Raw genomic sequence first — 18,976 nt, 5'->3', positions numbered from 1 at the left:
TACATTGAGGTTGATGATGGAAAATCGCCGCCCCTGACGATAAGAAAATGTTATGACACGGTGAGTAAAGTAATGATCAAAGGTTCTTCTGCGGAGAGACATCCGCTGCGCCTGTTTCTGGCACGATTCTGGCCACATCCGCTGACAGTAAGTAAAAAGCATGTGGTGATTGCCGGACTGGGTGCGGGCATTGGCCTGGTACTCACCAGTCTGCTGAGTCACTGGATGCTGGGGGAGCTGAATCTGTGGTTTGTTGCCCCGGTGGGTGCTTCGGCCGTTTTACTCTTTGGTCTGCCCGCCAGTCCGCTGGCGCAGCCGTGGGCCATCGTCGGCGGCAACACCCTGTCCGCGCTGGCGGGCGTCACCGTCAGCCAGCTCATCCCCGATCCGGCGATTGCCTGCGGCGTCGCGGCCTGCGTGGCGATCCTGTTGATGTTTCAACTGCGCTGTCTGCATCCACCCGGCGGCGCAGTCGCGCTAACAGCTATTCTGGGCGGACCTTCCGTGGAGCAACTGGGTTATCAGTTTGTCCTGACGCCGATCATGCTTAACTCACTGACACTGGCGCTGCTTGCATTGCTGTTTAATAATCTGGCCGGTCGCCGCTATCCCCACCCGCTGGCGCCACAGGAAGTTAAACCGGAGCCGATCGCGATGCCGGTCTCGCTGACGCGCGCCGATCTGCATCAGGCTTTACAGGGCGGTGAACTGCTGGATATTGATGAAGACGATCTGCAGGAATTGCTGCTGCGAGCCGAAGAGATTGCCGGACGCCGTCAGGTTAACGGCTGAAACCTGCCTGTTGTGGCTGTCGGTCCTCCGCTTTTCTCCTTGCGGAGGCGGGGATGCCGACATTGATCGCTGCCACACTTTTGCTTAGCCGCTGCGCCAGCCATATCCAATAACATATTGATAACACAGCCACCCAGGCCGGACGCCCATCGGGTCCTGGGCGAATGCCCATAGAGCTGCCCTTTTGCGCGCCCTACACTTTGCTCTTCTTTACGTTTCTTACGAGGAAGACCGATGGATAGCGCCTTGTCCCCCCAGCAAGATGAGCTGATCGCCTCCGCCATCAAAAAATTCTTCACCCATATCATCCCCATGCTGGTGGTGATGCTGATCATTAACCAGATCGATCGCGCCAATATTGGCTTTATCAAGGCGGAACTGCGTACCGATGCCGGGATCAGCGCGGCGGCTTTTGGTCTGGGTGCGGGCCTGTTTTTTATCGGCTATGCGCTGTTTGAAGTTCCCAGTAATCTGATGATGAAGCGCTTTGGCGCCCGCGTCTGGCTGACACGCATTATGATTACCTGGGGACTGGTGGTGGTCATGACGGGTTTCGTCACCTCACCCATCCAGTTTTACCTGCTGCGTTTTTTACTCGGCGTGGCTGAAGCAGGTTTCTTTCCCGGCGTACTGTTCTATTTCCGTCAGTGGGTCCCGAATGCCTGGCGCGGCCGGGCCACTGCGATGGTGCTGAGTGCAACTGCGGGCGCCTTCCTCTTCTCCGGGCCAATCACTGGCGCCATTCTGATGATGCACGATTTTTCAGGCATTGCCGGCTGGAAATGGGTGATGTTTCTTGAAGGCGGTGCTTCCGTGCTGGTCGGTATTCTCGCCGCATGGGTACTGGTGTCACGCCCCGGCGACGCACGCTGGCTGAGCGATGCGGAGAAACAGGCCCTGATACAGCAGCTGAATAGTGAAGAGGCACAGCGTGACGAGCTTAACCGCGCGCCCGGTAAAATGTCGCTGTTACGTAATCGCAGCCTGCTGTTCTTCTGCGCGATCTTCTTCACCATGACCATGACAGGCTATACCCTGGTGTTCTGGCTACCGCAGATTATTCAGCGTATTCAGGGCTTCAGCAGTTTTGGCATCGGCATTCTCACCGCCGTACCCTGGCTTTGCGCCATTATTGCCATCAACCTGCTGAGTCGCTTTTCAGACCGCCACCGCGACAAACTCGATAAAGCGCTGGGCGTCGCCATGCTGGTCGCGGCCTGCGGCACCTTTATGGCTACGCTGGGTTCTCCATGGTTTGGCTTCCTGGCGATGATCGTGGCCTGTATCGGCTCGAAAGTCAGCGCCACCTTTTTCTGGCCGATGCCGCAGGGAGAACTGCCTGCCTCAATTGTTGCGCCTGGGATTGCGCTGGTGAACTCTGTTGGCAACCTTGGCGGCTTCTTCGCACCGACGGTGTTTGGCTATCTGGAGATGAAGACAGGCTCCACCACCGGCGGTCTCTATGCCCTGACCAGCGTCTCGCTGCTGACCGGGCTGTGGCTGCTGCTGCGCCGCAAGCCCTCCCCGCCTTCCCTTGATCCTATGGAGAATCACAATGTCAGACAGTCCAGTCATTAAAACAATGCGGGTGGTGCCTGTCGCCGGATATGACAGCATGCTGCTGAACATTGGCGGCGCGCACAACTGCTATTTTACCCGCATTCTGGTGATCCTGACCGATTCCGCTGGCCGTACCGGCGTCGGCGAAAGTCCCTGCCACGCCTCAACACTGGCGCTGCTGGCGCGCTTTCGTCCGCAGATTGAGGGCAGCGATCTGCTGCGGCTGAATGCCACCGTCGCGACGCTGTTTGCCAGCGACGCACGACACCAGCAGACCGCGCACACCGACGACATTCATATTCCGCAGATGAATCCCGAGAAGTTTTACAACGCCACCGCAGCCATTGAAGCTGCGCTACTTGACCTGCTGGGCCAGCACCTGAATCTGCCGGTTGCCGAGTTACTTGCCAGCGGCAAGCAGCGCGATCGCGTGCCGGTACTTGGCTATCTGTTCTATATCGCCGACCGTAACCTGACCAGCATGGACTATCAGGCGGGCCACGCTGGTGGTGATGCCTGGCTGCAACTGCGTCATGAGAAAGCGATGGATGCGGATAGCGTGGTGCGGCTGGCGGAGGCGGCAGCCGATCGCTATGGCTTCCGGGATTTTAAACTGAAGGGCGGCGTTCATCATGCCGAAGTGGAAGTGGAGACGGTTAACGCCCTGCTGACACGTTTTCCTCAGGCACGGGTAACGGTTGATCCCAATGCCAGCTGGTCGCTGGATGAGGCCATTTATTATGGTAAACAGCTGGCGGGCCGGATTCCCTATCTGGAAGATCCCTGCGGCGCGGAGCAGGGCTATTCCGGCAGGGAAACGCTGGCGGAGTTTAAGCGAGCCACGGGTATTCCGGTCGCCACCAATATGATCGCCAATGACTGGCGACAGTTGCAGCATGCCTTACAGCTTAATGCCATCGACATCCCCCTGGCCGACCCGCATTTCTGGACGATGCGTAATGCACATACCGTGGCGCAGTTGTGCCATGAATGGGGCCTGACAACCGGCTGCCACTCAAACAACCATTTTGATGTATCACTGGCAATGGTGGCGCATCTGGGAGCCGCGGCACCGGGCGACAGACTGACTGCGTTTGATACCCACTGGATCTGGCAGGATGGTCAGCAGCTGACGCAGCATGCGCCGCAGATTCGGGATGGCTTTCTGGAACTGCCTGAGGGGCCAGGATTGGGTATTACCCTGGACATGGCGCGGGTCGAAGCTGCCCATGAACTCTACCACTCGCTACCTGATAAAAACCGAAACGACGCGTTGGGCATGCAGTTTCTGATTGATAACTGGACGTTCAACGCGAAACGACCGGCCCTGTTGCGCTGATGACCGCCATCCTGTGACAGTGTCACAGGATGGCTTTGTTTAGCGTTGCGCCAGTGCCGCCTGCATCCATGCAATCACCAGCGGAGAGTCTTTTTCCTGCAGTGCCGCGCGCTCAGACTGGAACAGCGTAGCCACATAGAAAGGATGATCCGGTAACTCCACGCCGCGAACGTCACCGGCATCATCCCAGGCGGTAATGCGCAGCGTATTATCGCCCAGCGCGTCACTGAATTCCGGGTTAACGCCAAAGTTACAGTGGTAGCCCTCGTCGCTCTCCAGCGTCCCGTAAGCCAGAGCAATACGGGAACCCGCTTCAAACCTCACCTTGCCACGCTGCTCCACCAAAGAGCAACTCAGCGGGGCAATGACCATCCGTCCGCCGGTATCCGTTTCAGCATGACGGGCATCGTGCCAGCCCAGGACGTTGCGCGCATACTCGATCACCGCATACTGGAATCCCCCACAGGAACCCAGGAAAGGTTTACCGCTCTCCCGCGCCCAGCGTAGGGTTTCAAATACGCCATTATCGTTGCGGTAAGGACTGCCAGGAACAACCCAGACCGCATCACTGCGCGTCAGGTCTGTCTGTTCGAGGTGGTCAGTAGCGATCCAGTTCGTTTCAACGATAAGATTTAGCCGACGTGAAGCACGTTCAATAGCAAGGGGGATAGCCTGATGGGCAACCGCATCGGCGCGGTAGTCACCGACGAGAGATAAATGCAGTGGAGACGACATGAACTGATCCTTCCTGGAGAAATTGAGAGGTTACAGTAATGTTAATTTTCTGTCGAGGGTGACATTGTGCATCCGCGTATTGATAAGATTTTAATATGACTGCGCGGTTTTTCACCGGCGGTCTGAGGTCATTTTAACTTCCTGCTGGCCGCCCCATGACCTCCACTTCCCCTCCCGATCTCACGACGCAATCGGTTTCTTTTTTTGCTTTCTGAAATAAATCATCTGATTGTGCGCCGGATCGCCTTTTGACTCTTTTTTCGCCAGTGCCGGGCAGGTAATGTCTGATAATTCGTCAGATTGACTGTGATTCAGCCAGTAACCTGTCATTAGCACTGTCTGATTATTATTCAACAACCGATTTATCTGGTTAGCTTCGATTTAGCAGTTAATATCATTACTCGCTAGTGCAAGGTGCTCATTCAGAGTATCTGTACTAATATTTTTTGCTGCTTCAACATTTAAAACCAATTAACGATTTGTTATAAGTTTTTTAACCCAACATCCCTGGATTCAACGGGTTGCCAGAAAATTCTTGCCCTGACGCCCGTAATCAGCCAAATTAGTCGCCGCTTTTCCCTTCTAATAACAATCTTGCGCATGGAAAACTCACATGACGCGGACTTAATTCCTGTCCCGAAACAGGGTATGAAAAAACTGAGGTACATGTGTCAACTGCAAACAAACACACTGATGAGGCTGTCAGTCTCAATGCGTTTAAACAGCCGAAGGCGTTCTATTTAATTTTCTCGATCGAATTATGGGAACGTTTTGGATTCTATGGCCTGCAGGCCATTATGGCGGTTTACCTGGTGAAGCAACTGGGATTGTCTGAATCAGACTCCATTACCCTGTTCTCTTCATTCAGTGCGCTGGTTTATGGGCTGGTCGCGATTGGCGGCTGGCTCGGTGATAAAGTGCTGGGCACCAAACGCGTCATCGTGTTGGGCGTGCTGGTGCTGGCATTGGGTTATGCGCTGGTCGCGTTCTCCGGTCATAACGTCAGCATTGTCTATATTGGCATGGCGACCATCGCGGTCGGTAGCGGCCTGTTCAAGGCAAACCCCTCTTCGCTGCTCTCGACCTGTTACGACAAAGATGATCCGCGTCTCGACGGTGCGTTCACCATGTTCTATATGTCGATCAACATCGGTTCCCTGTTTTCGATGATGCTGACACCGTGGTTAGCCGCGAAATATGGCTACAGCGTCGCCTTCTCACTGTGCGTCATTGGCCTGGTTATTACCCTGTTTAACTTCCTGTTCTGTAAACATATGGTCAAGGATTACGGCTCTAAGCCAGACTTTGCGCCGTTGCAGGTCGGTAAACTGCTGATGACTCTTATGGGCGTCGTTGTGCTGATCGCGCTGGCCAACTGGATGCTGCATCATCAGGTTATTGCACGACTGGTGCTGGCGGTGATTGCGCTGGGTATTTTGCTGGTGTTTGCCAAAGAAGCCTTTGCGCTGCACGGCGCGGCGCGTCGTAAGATGATTGTGGCCTTCCTGCTGATGGTCGAAGCGATTCTGTTCTTCGTCCTCTATATGCAGATGCCAACATCGCTCAACTTCTTCGCTATCCGTAACGTTGAACACACCATTCTTGGTATTACGTTTGCGCCAGAGCAGTTCCAGGCACTGAACCCGTTCTGGATCATGCTGGCCAGTCCGCTGCTGGCGGCGCTCTATAACAAGCTGGGCGATAAACTGCCCATGCCGCACAAGTTTGCCTTTGGTATGGTGCTCTGCTCCGCTGCGTTCCTGGTGCTGCCGGTGGGTGCAAAGTTCGCCAGTGATGCAGGCATCGTTTCTGTAAACTGGCTGATCCTGAGCTATGCGCTGCAGAGTATTGGTGAGCTGATGATCTCCGGCCTCGGCCTGGCGATGGTCGCGCAGCTCGTGCCACAGCGCCTGATGGGCTTCATTATGGGTTCCTGGTTCCTGACCACGGCAGGTGCAGCTGTGATTGCAGGTAAAGTAGCAAACCTGATGGCCGTGCCTGAAAACGTAACCGATCCGCTGATTTCGCTGGCAACCTACAGTCGCGTATTCCAGCAGATTGGTATCGTGACGGCGGTGATTGCTCTGCTGATGCTGATTACGGCGCCGTTGCTGAACCGCATGACACAGGCGCAGGATAGCGACGCCAGATCAAACGATGTGAAAGCGTAATCGCTGCCACGTGACAAATCAGCCGGGCTCTGCCCGGCTTTTTTATGCCTCACACTCCCCCTTAACAGATCCCTGATCCTTATCACTGGTAATTCCATCCTGAGTCTTTACTATGCTGTGATCCCACTGCAACAAGGAGTACATGGTCATGAAACTGTTTTGCAAAGCAGGAGCCTGCTCTCTCTCTCCCCACATTGTTATGCGCGAATGCGGGCTGGACTTCACGCAGGTGAATGTTGATCTGGCAACCAAACTCACCGAACGGGGCGACGATTTTCGCCAAATCAACCCTAAAGGTCAGGTGCCCGCGCTGCAGCTCAGCGATGGTACCGTGCTGACGGAAGGCGCCGCGATTGTACAGTATCTGGCAGACCTCAAACCCGATCGCCATCTTCTGGCGCCGGTTGGCAGCCTGACGCGTTATCACACTCTGGAGTGGCTGAGCTACATCGGCAGCGAGCTGCACAAAAGCTTTGGGCCGCTGTTTCGCCCCGGATACTCCGATGAGGTGAAAGCGCAGACCCGCAACCAGCTGGAAGCGAAATTCCGCTATGTCGATGAGTCATTACGTGACAGGCAGTGGCTGATGGGGATGCATTTCAGCGTCGCGGATGCTTATCTGTTTGTGGTGACGCGCTGGGCAAAAGCGCTGGGGCTGGATTTGTCCGGCTTTACGGCACTTGGGGCATGGTTTGATCGTGTCGCGGAACGTCCTGCGGTGCAGGCGGCGCTGAAAGCGGAAGGCTTAGCCTGAGAGAACAGGGCCGGTTAACCGGCCCTGATGCGTTACAGCTTTTCTGCCGTGAAGTGCTGCGTCGGACGGGCAATGGCATCCTGTGCCGCCACCAGCTGCAGCTCATACTCGCCCATCTCATGAGTTTTCAGCATCACCTCATACACCGCTGCAGTGACGTGCTCCAGCGCATCCTGCAGTGATTTGCCGTGCAGCAGATTAACCAGCAGCAAACCACTGGTAAGATCGCCCACGCCGACGGGCTGACGGACACCGAAATCGACCAGCGGACGGCTGATGTGCCACGCGTCTTCTGCTGTTACCAGCAGCATCTCAAAACGGTCGCTGCGACGCCCTGCGCGTGCCAGATGCTTCACCAGCACCACACGTGGTCCCTGGGCAATCAGTGCCCGCGCAGCGTCTACCGCCGCGTCGACGTCAGTGATTGTACGTTCACTTAGCATCTCCAGCTCAAGCAGGTTCGGGGCGATAATGTCGCTGGCTGGCATCGCCATCTTGCAGTGGAACTCCGCCACACCCGGTGCCACGATGCAGCCTTTTTCCGGATGACCCATCACCGGGTCGCAGAAATACCAGGCCTGTGGGTTAGCCGCTTTGACCTGACGAACAATCTGCAGAATCTGCTCGCCCTGCTCCGCCGAGCCCAGATAACCGCTCAGCACCGCGTCACAGGTCTTCAGGCGGTCGATATCCGCAATGCCTTTAACGATGTCGGTTAAATGCGTTGCAGGCATGACCGTGCCGGTCCAGTGGCCATACTGCGTATGGTTGGAAAACTGCACGGTGTTCAGCGGCCAGACGTTTGCACCCAGGCGACGCATCGGAAATTCAGCTGCCGCGTTACCTGCATGACCAAATACAACGTGCGACTGAATCGCTAAGATATTTTTCACTAGTTTGCCCTGTCCTGCCTTGCCATAAAAAAGGGCCGGAAACCGGCCCTAAATCTTACTGCCAGTTAATCAGGCAGTAATGTTTCTTACCGCGACGCAGCAGCGTGTAGCGGTTAAACAGTTTGTCGCTGTCGCTGAAGCGGTATTCCGCATCGGACTGTTTTTCACCGTTCAGTGAGACGGCATTCGAACCGATCATGGTGCGAGCCTGGCCGCGAGACGGCACGAGCTCCGCTTTCACCAGCGCCTGCTGCAGGTCATCGTCTGCGCCCAGCGCGATAGTTGGCATACCATCCTGCGCCAGTTGCTCAAAGTCAGCTTCCGTCATTTCGCTTACCGAACCGGAGAAGAGGCTGGCGGTGATGCGTTTCGCCGCCGTCAGGCCCGCTTCGCCATGCACCAGACGCGTGACCTGCTCAGCCAGCACATACTGCGCGCGTGGCGCGGTACCGCTGTTTTTGTCCTCTTCTTCCAGCGCGTTGATCTCTTCTATGCTCAGGAAGGTGAAGAACTTCAGGAAACGATAGACGTCAGCATCCGCGGTGTTGATCCAGAACTGATAGAACTTGTACGGACTGGTTTTCTTCGCATCCAGCCAGACTGCGCCGCCTTCCGTTTTACCGAATTTGGTGCCGTCAGACTTGGTGATCAGCGGAACGGTCAGGCCAAAGACCTGGTTCTGATGCAGACGACGGGTCAGATCGATACCAGAGGTGATGTTACCCCACTGATCGGAGCCGCCGATCTGCAGCGATACGCCGTGCAGTTCATTCAGGCAGGCAAAGTCATAACCCTGCAGCAGATTGTAGGAGAACTCGGTAAAGGAGATGCCCTGATCGTCACGGTTCAGACGCTGCTTCACTGCTTCTTTGTTAATCATCTGGTTAACAGAGAAGTGCTTGCCGATATCACGCAGGAAGGTCAGCACGTTCATGCTGCCGAACCAGTCGTAGTTGTTGGCGGCGATGGCGCTGTTGCTGCCGCAATCGAAGTCGAGGAATGGCGCCACCTGCTGGCGGATCTTTTCAACCCATTCGTTGACGGTGTCACTGGTATTAAGTTTACGCTCTGCGGCTTTAAAGCTTGGATCGCCAATCAGGCCGGTTGCACCCCCGACCAGGGCTACCGGCTTGTGGCCGGCATCCTGAAAACGCTTCAGGCAGAGCAGCGGTACCAGATGACCCAAATGCAAGCTGTCAGCAGTGGGGTCGAAGCCGCAATAGAGCGAAATTGGCCCCTGTGCCAGTTTCTCTGTTAACGCGGCTTCATCCGTCACCTGGGCGATAAGGCCCCTCTCCTGCAATTGTTGTATCAGGTTACTGCTGGTCATTACTGACTCCAAATTGATCAGACTGCACCTATGCTGGTACACAGCTTTCCGCTGACTTGCGGAATCGAAAAAAATCAGGGCTATAGCATAAAGCGCTGGCGCTTTCTGTGCCAGCGCTGATAGGGAGAAATCGTGCAGATTCAGGGAGCCAGACGGTCGATTTTCCAGCCGTCATTGTCACGCTGGTAGATGAAACGATCGTGCAGACGATGTTCGCCCCCCTGCCAGAACTCCATTGTGTGAAATTTCACCCGGTAACCGCCCCAGAAGCTGGGCAGCGGCACCTCGCCCTGCTGAAACTTCTGTTTAAGCTCAAGGAACTTCCCTTCCAGAATCCCGCGCGCCGAAATCCGGCTCGACTGCTTCGATACCCAGGCACCAATCTGACTGTCACGCGGGCGGCTGTGGAAATATTTCAGCACCTCCAGCGGCGACAGTTTTTCCACTTCGCCCAGCACCATCACCTGACGTTCCAGAAAGTGCCACGGGAAGTGCAGGCAAATGCGCGGATTGTGCGCCAGCTGTAACGCCTTACGGCTGCCGAGGTTGGTGTAAAACACCATGCCCTGCGCATCAAAGTGTTTCAGCAGCACAATACGCTGCCACGGCTGACCCTGCTCATCCACGGTGGCCACGGTCATGGCAGTAGGATCGGGCAGTTTTGCCTCACAGGCCTGGCTCAGCCACTGTTCAAACAGCGCGATCGGATTGTCCGGCAGATCCTTGCGACGCAATCCGCCGCGGGTATATTCACGCCGCAGATGGGCAATGGTGTGTAGCGTTTCGCTGTCGCTCATTAATGCTCGCCTATTCAGAGATAAAGTCAGCTGGCAGGTTGCAGCTCACAATCATTCACGACAATTTTATCGTTACGTTCGATAAATGCGCCGTTTCCTTTGGACCAGAAAACATAGGTGTCATCGCTGTAGCGCGCGCCGGAGGCGGAGACGGTCTGCTTCAACGTTAAAGGCTTGCCATCCATAATGAAACTTACCTGCTCCTGCGCCTCGTCCAGCGTCACGGTCAGGGGCATTGTTCCGCAGCGATAATGCAGGGTCTGTGGCGATGCCGGCTGTTTATGCATCAGGCTACAGCCTGACAATAGCAGCACCGCGACAACGGTTAATCCTTTCAACATAAGCGGGTCTCCTTCACGAGTGAAGCTGGCATTATAAGAAGGATTTGTCGCGAAGTAAGTGGGAATCCGCGCCAATCTGGAGGATGCTGTCAGCCAGGCTGAATTATTGCGCCTTTTCAGACGGTTGTCTGAATGCACAGGCCGTGTTATCAGGCTACGCTCTATAGATCTTAAGCGAGGAAGACAAACATGAAATTTGATAACGAAGATGCATTTAAGCTGGCCGTGGCGTTTATGAACCATAAAGAGAATGCCACCATCGCCAGCAGCTACTTTAAAACCTTTATCGACACCTACCAGAAGTTTGACCGCTGGCTGAGCGCATCTGACCCGGTCAGCGCCATGAAAGCGGAAAAAGCGGCCGCCAAAGCGGGCGAAGACTCTATTCTCTGATCCTTTTTCACGGGTCCGATAGCCCTTCAGGCGTCGGACCCGCGAATAGCGCCAGGTGCCGCCATCGATGTGGCATCCTGCATGCGATTCTTCCGCGTTAACGGAATTATCTGCGCTCTCTATTTCCCGCTTTTGCTCCGTTTTTTATTTCGATGCGGTCAGGGCTCAGCTGAAACGCATAAACAGCCGCATGCATTTGCAATAAATGCTATTCGCCGGCGCCATGCCTGCTAATTAACGCAATACACTCTGTTTTTGTATAAAAAACAGGCATCGACGCGCGACAGAGCCAGCAAAATTTATAAAGCCGTCTATGCTGTAAACGTCTGGATATACTTCATGGAGCAGAAAAATGAAAATGAAAACCCTGTCAGCCATCGCGCTGCTGGCACTCTCTTTAGGTACGCTTGCAGGTTGCGCCTCGAATCAGTCTATTAAGACGACCGATGGCCGCACGATTGTGACTGACGGCAAACCGCAGATTGATTCAGATACCGGTCTTGTTTCTTACCGTGATGCTCAGACAGGAAAAACTGAGCAGATCAATCGTAATGAAATCAGTAATATGAGCGAACTCGACAACTAATATAAGGTGAAGACGATGAAAAAAGCGCTGATTTTACCTCTCGCCGCATTGATTGGTATGACCGTATTAACTGGCTGCACCCGTACCAGTTATGCGATTCAGACTAACGATGGACGCACCATTATTAGTGATGGCAAGCCTTCTGAATCGGACGCTGGCCTGCTGGCCTATACCGATGCCAATGGTGTGAAGCAGCAGATTAATAAAGCAGACGTTAAAGCCGTCTCTGAAGTTCCGCACAAATAATCGCAATGCTGTTCTCGCGTTAATAAAGCCGCTTAAGAGCGGCTTTATTTTTGCCTTTTTTCGCCTTTTACCTGATATAGCCCCACTCTCAGAGCGGGCTTTTTTAAAGCAGAAACATCCGATGCGATATGGCAATAATATTGCAGAGCATTATAAGGAACTGTGCAATTTATCGTTTATACAGGCGTAAAAAACCGACTGGAAAATGCTGTTGCGCACAGGCCACATCACTTATCTGAATTTCAGGCAAACGTCTGCTTCTTTAACCAGAACAATAGTTCAACCTGTTCACTTCAAAAATAATCTATTGTTTTTTATTATTTACTATCATGAAGTTATATCATGACACAAAGGTTCCCTTTATTTTTAACAAAATTATCTGGTGCCGTCTGTAACTTATGACCTTTTAGTCCAGCGCCTCTTTAACTAGACTATTTATATCGCTATCAATCAGGAGGCTATAAATGATTTATCACGATACAACGACTGGTCATATGATTCTTGGTGAAGCAGCAATTAATCTGGCATTTGAAGAACAGGATATTACGCTGGTATCGCTGATTCGTCAGTTGGGCGAAATGGCCGAAAAGGAGTGCAGCGATGAACGTGTAGAGCAGATTGCTGATGCACGACACTGGCTCAAAGGTTTCATTGAAGATTCGCCTCGTGACCGCGCCGAATTAAACTGGCTGGTCGAGACCGGGCAGGCACCGGTTTCCCTGAAAGATTATCGGTAGTCATAAGGCTTCGACGTTCATTTCTCATGAGAGCCGGACGCCCTTCTGGCTCTCATGCGCTTCATACTGCTGTCCCTTTGCTTCTCTTTACGGCCGCTCTCTCGCTGCCCGGCATCCTGACCAAAAAACGTCATTCATCATTACGCTGAAATAACTGTACAGATTCACTTTTTGCGTATAACTTCGCGGCTATTCGATCGTTTTTACATCAACAGCCAGGAAACGCACCATGTACCCGAACCCGAGACTGCCGCGGACGGCAGACGATATCGCCCGTTATTTCAATGCGGCAAGCCTGCCCTCACAGCAGGAGACACTGGGACAGGTAGTCGTGGAAATTTTGCATGCCGGCGGGAATGTGAACCGTAAGTCGATCTGTACCAAACTCCTGCGTCGCCTCGAAACAGCGTCCACTGAGGAAGAAGAGCGCCACTATCGCGCGCTCATCAGCCTGCTGTTTGGTCGTTAATCATCGCCACGCTTCGCCCCGGTCAGCGCGTCAGTGGCTCCCCACTCTCCGTCACCCGCTGTGCCTGAGGATGTTTCGCTGTCTGGGTTTCAAACCCACCACGGGCGGCAAAAACAGAACAGCCAATGGCTGCCACGAGTGTCAGTAAGATTGAAGTTTTCACGAAACGGGCCTTAATTTTCCACGCAATAGAATAAAGCGTAAAAGCCTGGCACATAATCAGACCCGGGGAAAGGAAGCGGAAGAATTTCTCTGTCCGGAAAGCGTATATCAGAGAAGCGCCTGTTTACGGATGCTGCTGTCCCCACTCAGAACACTTATCCCAGTATTTTCAATGCCAGCGCCAGCGTCTGCTCTTCATGGATCACATCACTGACTTTGCCCGACACGCGCATACCGTATGCGATGCAGAGAATTAAACCGGCTGCCGCTTCACTGTCCAGCGTGCGATTGATAGAGCCATCCTGTTGTCCCAACTCCAGCAATGAAACCAAGAAGCGCTGACTACGCTTGATGACATCATCAATGCGCTGCGCAAGATCTTCATCCATCGTCTGCAGCGCAATGGCGCTGGACACCACCAGACAGCCGCATCGCCCCTCAATGGCACGCGCCGAATCCAGGTAGAACTGTAACAACTCCGTGATTTTATCCCGTCCGCTGACACAGGGTGCCAGACGGCGGCGCAGTTCGGTATTTCTCAGCAACAGATAACGTTCGAACACCAGCAGAAAGAGGGAGCGTTTGTCTTTAAACGCTTTATAGATGCTGCCTGCGGAGAGGTTCATCGCCTCCCCCAGATCGCCTATTGATGCCGCGTGATAGCCTTTTTGCCGGAAAACGATCATGGCACGATCCAGAGCCTGTTCAATGTCGAACTCCCTGGGCCGTCCCCGCTCTTTGTTTTTATGCGCTGTCGCTGTCGTGCTCATTAATTACCGGCCTGAAGAAGTGCGTTCCTGTCAGAATCAACAGGGATTCTATCCCAGGCTCGGGTAACAAGTATAGCTGGCGGCGATCAGCCCGCAGCATACATTCGGACAGATCTCTGTTCCTGTCGCTGAATGGCAGAGGGGGTTTAACCGGTTGTGACCTGCAATCCGGCTCAGGTTACAGGACAAACCGCTCATGATTCACTCAGGTAGTAACGCGTTTTTTTTGCGGCAATCAGCCCGTTGCTGTGTGTTTATTATGGTCAGCCATAATCTGAGCGGCTTAATTAACAGCCTGGCGTGGTTCTCATTGTCAGCAACATATAAAAAGAGTCGGTTTTTTATATCGCTGTTATCGTCGACCGCGTAAAGCTCATATTCATGATGATGGCGGACCAGCATCTACTTCAGCACAACCACCGGCAAATCCGTTACCCGCGTGGTATAGGCAGGTGACAGCATCTCGCGCTTCATCGCCCAGGCCTTGTTGATCCCCTGCCCGGCAAACCAGAGTTTTCTGCTGCCAGGTTTGTTAATTTTATTAATCAGCGGCATCAGACGACGAGTGGTGTATTCCTCAATAGCAAAATGATGCGAAGCACGGCTTTGCTGACCGAGACAGTCAGTCAGTTGATGTGATTTTAAGCGTCCATTCGCTGGTCCTCAGACCGGCCTGGGAGGAATCAGGCACGGTCTGATTCTGAATTAGTCGCGTTTTTCCATCTTTATCCAAAATACCGCGATGCTCAGCAGTAGACAGATAACAGCACCGACGCTGAACAGCAAATCAACAGCCAGATTCAGGCTGGCATGATCCACCACCGCACCTAACAGCACGGGCACCCAGTTAGCGATATAGGCAATGACGTAGAACAATGAAATCAGTTTTGCGTGACTGGCTGCAGGAGAGATCATATTTAGCAGGGTCGCACTTCCCACAAAGATGGCGCCATAGGAATATCCAGCCACAAGCAGTCCTGTGCATGCCCATACTAAAGAGTGGGTGCTAATAGCCCAGGTAAAAAACACAATCGAAATGGCCTGAGTAAGACAGCCGGCAGCAAGAGATGTGCGAGCGCTAATCCGGCGGCTCAAAATCTGACTGATACCGGCCACCATTAAGTATACCGCAATCACATAGCCATAAACGCCCTGACTATGAATGCCGAGCAGATGCTCCGATACTGCCGGTCCAATCGACAAAATACTGGCGGCAAACGCCCAGCTCATAAACAGAGCGCCAGCGCACAGGAAAAAACGTATGCCAGTCGCTTTCAGTCCGGCTTTAAGTGTCGTACCCGCTGAAATGGCAGACGAGGATGGCGCAGCCTTGGGTTGGTCGTGATGACGCGCTGGCCAGCTAAAACGTAATCCGATCAGGGCAATCGCAGCCGTGATCATAATCAGCAGAAACGGCAACGTCTGGCTGTGGAAATTTGTCTGAATCGCCACGCCGCTAAAAACTGGCCCCAGTGCCAGACCGGTGGTGAAAGAAAGCGTTGCGAGCAGAGCTGCAGCTTTACCGCCATCTTTAGGGCCAAAACGCAAAAGGGCAATATTAGCTGCGCCGGTTAATGCCCCGGTTCCTACGCCCGCCAGCAGGCGTGCCATAAACAGACAGGCAAACGAATCGGCGAGTGAAAACAGCAATGCACCTGCGAAGACGGCCAGTAGTGCAGGCATCATCAGGCTGCGCAGGTCAGCAACTTTCCCTGCAAGATTTCCTACACTGAACAACGCAATCAAAACACCTGCCGCATACGCGCCATAAATGATTGTCAGGCTGACGGCGGTTAAGCCCAACTGCTGTTGATAGAGGGGATAAAGCGGCGTTGGTGCACTGCTGTTCAATAAGGCAGCGACTAGCGCCAGTGTAAGAAAGAATAAAACGCTCTTTTTGGAAGCAGAATTCTTTTTGTCTGTCGGACGACTATCAATAGTTAACACTTCTGACATTTTTATTTCCTGAGCTGTAGATAAATCAACTCTGTGCAGCGAATGCGAATACCACAGAGCAGCAAACAAAGTGATGATAAAACCTGCTTATTCCCTATGGTAGAGACAAGATTGCATCACAAGCATTCATTTATGCAGCTTGATAATCCGCACTGAATGTGTCGTGTTACGCTGGATACGGGTTATAGCAATGCAAATCGCTAATAAGGCCTGCCCATGAAAAATGATTAATTAGCGCTGCTATTAATCATTTATAACTACCGCTTTTCGATCCCCATAAGCTCAAACATATGGAAGGATAGATAACCACTCGTATAAATGTGACTGATTTGCTTATTCTGTAATTGAGCAATAAGGGCCTCGGCATAATTCAAAGCAACATCTGCTTTGATAGTTTCTCTTCCAACAACTTTATCTGAGGTAAACGCCGGGCAGGTAGTGTTAAAAAAATCATCTTCAAAAAATTTCATTTTCTAAATCCATTAGAATAAAAATAAAGATAATCAGAAGTAATGAGGAAAAAATGTGCGTTATATGAAAGGCTTCACATAACAAAACACATCGCGCCTATATCCAAAAAACGGCCCATCATAGTCACAATTCGAAATTTTTAAAGTTGCATTAATGCTTCACAACAATGCAGAAATACTTATAATTTTATGGTGCTGTTTATGATATGGCTTATGAGTTTTGATAATTTTTTAGCCACGTTGAAGATATCCGTTTAGTTAAAAATAACATGGAGCAGTGGATGAACTGGGATGATGTTCGCTTTTTCCTCGCATTAGCGAGACAAAAAACGTTGCGGGGTGCCTCAAAATCGTTGAACGTCGATCAGGCGACAGTCGGGCGCCGTATCGCCGCGTTCGAAAGCGCGCTCAGTTCCCGGTTATTTATACGTACGCCCCGCGCTTTTATGCTGAGCGAGTTTGGCGAACAGGTGATGGCAGAAGCCAGTGCTATGGAAAGCGCTATGCAGGCGATGAGTCGTAAAGCCGCCTGCGGCGATAGCATCCCTGCAGGTAACGTTCGCATCGCCAGCACAGACACACTCGCCACTGTGTTTGTCATACCTGCCATTCAGCGCCTGCGCGAACAATACCCGGATATCACCGTAACCTTATTGACCGGAATAGGCTTCTCCGATATCTCTTACCGTAGTGTGGATATAGCCATTCGTGGTGCCCGACCCGATTCTGAAGAGTTAATAGTTAAACGACTAGCGACCATTGATATGGGGCTTTACGCCAGCCAGCGTTATTTTGATCGGCTCGGAGAACCGCAGCAAGAAAGCGGATTGACTGATCATCAACTGGTCATGTTTCCGGCAGACATGGTGCCTCGTCATCGACAAAACCTGTGTGGCTTTGCAGTAAACAGCCAGCAAGTCGTGCTGGAATGTAATACACAACTGCTGATGCAATCCGCTATTAAACGCGGGATTGGCATCGGCCTGCTTTCGACATTTTTAGCTAACTGCGATCCGCAATTAATCCCGGTATTTCCTGAAAAGCGCGACCCGGTTGATATCTGGCTGGTGCTCCATCCGGATCTGCAAAAAGTCGCACGTATCAGGGCAGTGATTACGGCGCTGGAGCAGTGCTTTGCGGAAGAAACCAGGTTAAAAGAAATTTAGCAGACCTTGCGGTTTCAGTAGCTGAGGAAAACCACCCAACCTACTTAACCGCCGCCACCGGCAAATCCGTTACCCGCGTAGTATAGGCAGGTGACAGCATCTCGCGCTTCATCGCCCAGGCCTTGTTGATCCCCTGCCCGGCAAACCAGAGTTTGCCGCTGCCGCTTTTGTTAATCTTATCGATCAGCGTCATCAGCTCTTCGCTATTGCGGCGTGGCTGATGTTCGTCAAACAGATCAAGCTGAGCCACGCCATGGCTGAAAAAATCTCCCAGTACGATGCCCGCTTTCATGTAGCGATGCCCCTCAATCCAGATGTTATCCAGACACGCCATTGCAACGCCGACAATGTCGCGCGTGTCCTGCGTCGGGATCAGCAACTGACCGGTAGACTGATTACCATAAAAGGGTTCATCCGTAGCATGGGGGCTGGTACGCACAAAGACCCCTACCTGACGGCAATATTGATTGTCACGACGTAGTTTCTCTGCCGCACGTTCAGCATAGGCGCAGACGGCTTCGCGCATCTGGTCGTAGCTGGAAATACGGCTGCCGAACGAACGCGAACACATGATCTGCTGTTTATCCGGTATCACCGACTCCAGCTCCAGGCAGGATTCACCACGCAGCTCTCTGACGGTACGTTCCAGCACTACGCTGAACTGTTTGCGAATAGACTCGGTGCTTTGGCAGGCCAGATCTTTCGCCGTCGTAATGCCCATGGCGTTGAGCCGCTTGCCGATACGGTGACCGACACCCCAGACCTCAGCCACATCGACGAGTGCCAGTAGCTTTTTCTGCCGTTCGGGATCCGACAGATCGACAATGCCGCCGGTTTTGCTCCACTTTTTGGCCGCAAAATTCGCCAGTTTGGCCAGCGTTTTGGTCTGTGCAATGCCAACGCCCACCGTCAGATGGGTCTCTTTGCGTATCCGCTCTCTGACCTGGTGACCAAAGCTCTCCAGCGCCATACAGTTCTGCACGCCGGTGAGATCCATAAAGGCCTCATCGATCGAGTAGATCTCCACCGACGGCGCCATCTCTTCCAGAATCGTCATCACCCGAAGGCTCATGTCGGCGTAAAGCGCGTAATTTGAGCTGAAAACCTGTACATTGTGATGGGTCAGCGCTTCGCGCATTTTGAAATAGGGCGCGCCCATTTTGATGCCGGCTTTCTTCGCCTCGGCGCTGCGCGCAATCACACAGCCGTCGTTGTTCGATAGCACGACGACGGGCTTGCCTTTAAGGTCAGGCCGGAAAACGGTTTCGCACGACGCATAAAAGCAGTTCACATCCACCAGCGCGAACAT

General features: G+C 53.0%; 21 protein-coding genes and 1 pseudogene. 11 read left to right on the top strand and 11 right to left on the bottom strand.

Features of this window, described 5'->3' with window-relative positions:
• Window positions 1-72: 72 nt before the first annotated feature.
• From H7K52_RS04745 to H7K52_RS04735, 3 genes are all read left to right on the top strand, one after another.
• Window positions 73-792, top strand: coding sequence for an HPP family protein (locus H7K52_RS04745; RefSeq protein ID WP_033761549.1), 720 nt, complete (start codon window positions 73-75; stop codon window positions 790-792).
• A gap of 234 nt (window positions 793-1,026) precedes the next feature.
• On the top strand, window positions 1,027-2,370 hold the full coding sequence (locus H7K52_RS04740) for an MFS transporter (RefSeq protein WP_003848999.1): 1,344 nt from the start codon (window positions 1,027-1,029) through the stop codon (window positions 2,368-2,370).
• Window positions 2,348-3,691 carry an enolase C-terminal domain-like protein gene (locus H7K52_RS04735; protein WP_008926222.1) on the top strand — a complete coding sequence of 448 codons (1,344 nt, stop codon included), beginning with the start codon at window positions 2,348-2,350 and terminating at the stop codon, window positions 3,689-3,691. Before H7K52_RS04740 ends, H7K52_RS04735 begins: the two co-directional genes overlap by 23 nt.
• Window positions 3,692-3,730: 39 nt before the next feature.
• Here the strand turns inward: H7K52_RS04735 and H7K52_RS04730 are convergent, their stop codons facing one another.
• Window positions 3,731-4,426, bottom strand: a complete 696-nt coding sequence (locus H7K52_RS04730; protein ID WP_003848997.1) for a CTP synthase C-terminal region-related (seleno)protein — start codon at window positions 4,424-4,426, stop codon at window positions 3,731-3,733.
• 668 nt (window positions 4,427-5,094) lie between these two features.
• On the opposite strand from H7K52_RS04730, the gene dtpA reads away from it, so the two are divergent.
• Together dtpA and gstA are read left to right on the top strand one after the other, a co-directional pair.
• Entirely contained in the window at window positions 5,095-6,597 is a 1,503-nt protein-coding gene (dtpA, locus tag H7K52_RS04725) for a dipeptide/tripeptide permease DtpA (RefSeq protein ID WP_003848995.1), read from the top strand.
• 148 nt (window positions 6,598-6,745) lie between these two features.
• Entirely contained in the window at window positions 6,746-7,351 is a 606-nt protein-coding gene (gene gstA, locus H7K52_RS04720) for a glutathione transferase GstA (protein ID WP_003848994.1), read from the top strand.
• A gap of 32 nt (window positions 7,352-7,383) precedes the next feature.
• Here gstA and pdxY read toward each other — a convergent pair whose 3' ends face one another.
• From pdxY to H7K52_RS04700, 4 genes are all read right to left on the bottom strand, one after another.
• Window positions 7,384-8,244: a pyridoxal kinase PdxY gene (gene pdxY / locus H7K52_RS04715; protein WP_003848993.1), complete on the bottom strand. Its 861-nt coding sequence runs from the start codon at window positions 8,242-8,244 to the stop codon at window positions 7,384-7,386.
• A gap of 55 nt (window positions 8,245-8,299) precedes the next feature.
• Window positions 8,300-9,574 carry a tyrosine--tRNA ligase gene (gene tyrS, locus H7K52_RS04710; RefSeq protein ID WP_008926220.1) on the bottom strand — a complete coding sequence of 425 codons (1,275 nt, stop codon included), beginning with the start codon at window positions 9,572-9,574 and terminating at the stop codon, window positions 8,300-8,302.
• 140 nt (window positions 9,575-9,714) lie between these two features.
• The gene (gene pdxH / locus H7K52_RS04705; protein ID WP_003848991.1) at window positions 9,715-10,371 is read right to left on the bottom strand and encodes a pyridoxamine 5'-phosphate oxidase; all 657 of its coding nucleotides are present in this window, start codon (window positions 10,369-10,371) and stop codon (window positions 9,715-9,717) included.
• 26 nt (window positions 10,372-10,397) lie between these two features.
• Window positions 10,398-10,712: an MliC family protein gene (locus tag H7K52_RS04700; RefSeq protein WP_003848990.1), complete on the bottom strand. Its 315-nt coding sequence runs from the start codon at window positions 10,710-10,712 to the stop codon at window positions 10,398-10,400.
• 189 nt (window positions 10,713-10,901) lie between these two features.
• Here H7K52_RS04700 and H7K52_RS04695 point away from each other — a divergent pair, with 189 nt between their 5' ends.
• The 5 genes from H7K52_RS04695 to ycgZ all read left to right on the top strand — a co-directional run bounded on the left by H7K52_RS04695 (window position 10,902) and on the right by ycgZ (window position 13,143).
• Complete coding sequence (locus tag H7K52_RS04695; protein WP_003848989.1) at window positions 10,902-11,105, top strand: hypothetical protein; 204 nt, start codon at window positions 10,902-10,904, stop codon at window positions 11,103-11,105.
• Window positions 11,106-11,457: 352 nt separating this feature from the next.
• On the top strand, window positions 11,458-11,691 hold the full coding sequence (locus H7K52_RS04690) for a YgdI/YgdR family lipoprotein (protein ID WP_003848987.1): 234 nt from the start codon (window positions 11,458-11,460) through the stop codon (window positions 11,689-11,691).
• Between the two features lie 15 nt (window positions 11,692-11,706).
• The gene (locus H7K52_RS04685; protein WP_003848985.1) at window positions 11,707-11,937 is read left to right on the top strand and encodes a YgdI/YgdR family lipoprotein; all 231 of its coding nucleotides are present in this window, start codon (window positions 11,707-11,709) and stop codon (window positions 11,935-11,937) included.
• A gap of 464 nt (window positions 11,938-12,401) precedes the next feature.
• Window positions 12,402-12,674, top strand: coding sequence for a hypothetical protein (locus tag H7K52_RS04680; RefSeq protein ID WP_008926219.1), 273 nt, complete (start codon window positions 12,402-12,404; stop codon window positions 12,672-12,674).
• 229 nt (window positions 12,675-12,903) lie between these two features.
• Window positions 12,904-13,143 (top strand): regulatory protein YcgZ, encoded by a 240-nt coding sequence (gene ycgZ, locus H7K52_RS04675; RefSeq protein ID WP_003848978.1) that lies wholly within the window; start codon window positions 12,904-12,906, stop codon window positions 13,141-13,143.
• Window positions 13,144-13,165: 22 nt separating this feature from the next.
• Here the strand turns inward: ycgZ and H7K52_RS04670 are convergent, their stop codons facing one another.
• The 5 genes and pseudogenes from H7K52_RS04670 to H7K52_RS04650 form a co-directional block, all read right to left on the bottom strand.
• Window positions 13,166-13,306 carry a hypothetical protein gene (locus H7K52_RS04670; protein ID WP_223296456.1) on the bottom strand — a complete coding sequence of 47 codons (141 nt, stop codon included), beginning with the start codon at window positions 13,304-13,306 and terminating at the stop codon, window positions 13,166-13,168.
• Between the two features lie 154 nt (window positions 13,307-13,460).
• Complete coding sequence (locus H7K52_RS04665) at window positions 13,461-14,075, bottom strand: TetR/AcrR family transcriptional regulator (RefSeq protein ID WP_008926218.1); 615 nt, start codon at window positions 14,073-14,075, stop codon at window positions 13,461-13,463.
• 402 nt (window positions 14,076-14,477) lie between these two features.
• Window positions 14,478-14,633: pseudogene (locus H7K52_RS04660) on the bottom strand (DUF4113 domain-containing protein); the annotation flags it as partial.
• Between the two features lie 147 nt (window positions 14,634-14,780).
• Window positions 14,781-16,031: an MFS transporter gene (locus H7K52_RS04655; RefSeq protein WP_110411462.1), complete on the bottom strand. Its 1,251-nt coding sequence runs from the start codon at window positions 16,029-16,031 to the stop codon at window positions 14,781-14,783.
• 257 nt (window positions 16,032-16,288) lie between these two features.
• On the bottom strand, window positions 16,289-16,501 hold the full coding sequence (locus tag H7K52_RS04650) for a hypothetical protein (RefSeq protein ID WP_008926216.1): 213 nt from the start codon (window positions 16,499-16,501) through the stop codon (window positions 16,289-16,291).
• A gap of 281 nt (window positions 16,502-16,782) precedes the next feature.
• Here H7K52_RS04650 and H7K52_RS04645 point away from each other — a divergent pair, with 281 nt between their 5' ends.
• On the top strand, window positions 16,783-17,667 hold the full coding sequence (locus tag H7K52_RS04645; RefSeq protein WP_008926215.1) for a LysR family transcriptional regulator: 885 nt from the start codon (window positions 16,783-16,785) through the stop codon (window positions 17,665-17,667).
• 40 nt (window positions 17,668-17,707) lie between these two features.
• On the opposite strand, the gene umuC is transcribed toward H7K52_RS04645, so the two are convergent.
• The gene (gene umuC / locus H7K52_RS04640; protein WP_003848965.1) at window positions 17,708-18,976 is read right to left on the bottom strand and encodes a translesion error-prone DNA polymerase V subunit UmuC; all 1,269 of its coding nucleotides are present in this window, start codon (window positions 18,974-18,976) and stop codon (window positions 17,708-17,710) included.

The sequence above is a fragment of the Pantoea hericii genome, assembly GCF_014155795.1.
In the GTDB taxonomy this organism is placed as follows: Bacteria; Pseudomonadota; Gammaproteobacteria; order Enterobacterales; family Enterobacteriaceae; genus Pantoea; species Pantoea eucalypti.
Note: the sequence above shows the minus strand (reverse complement) of the source record. Positions and strands in the feature narration are given on the sequence as shown.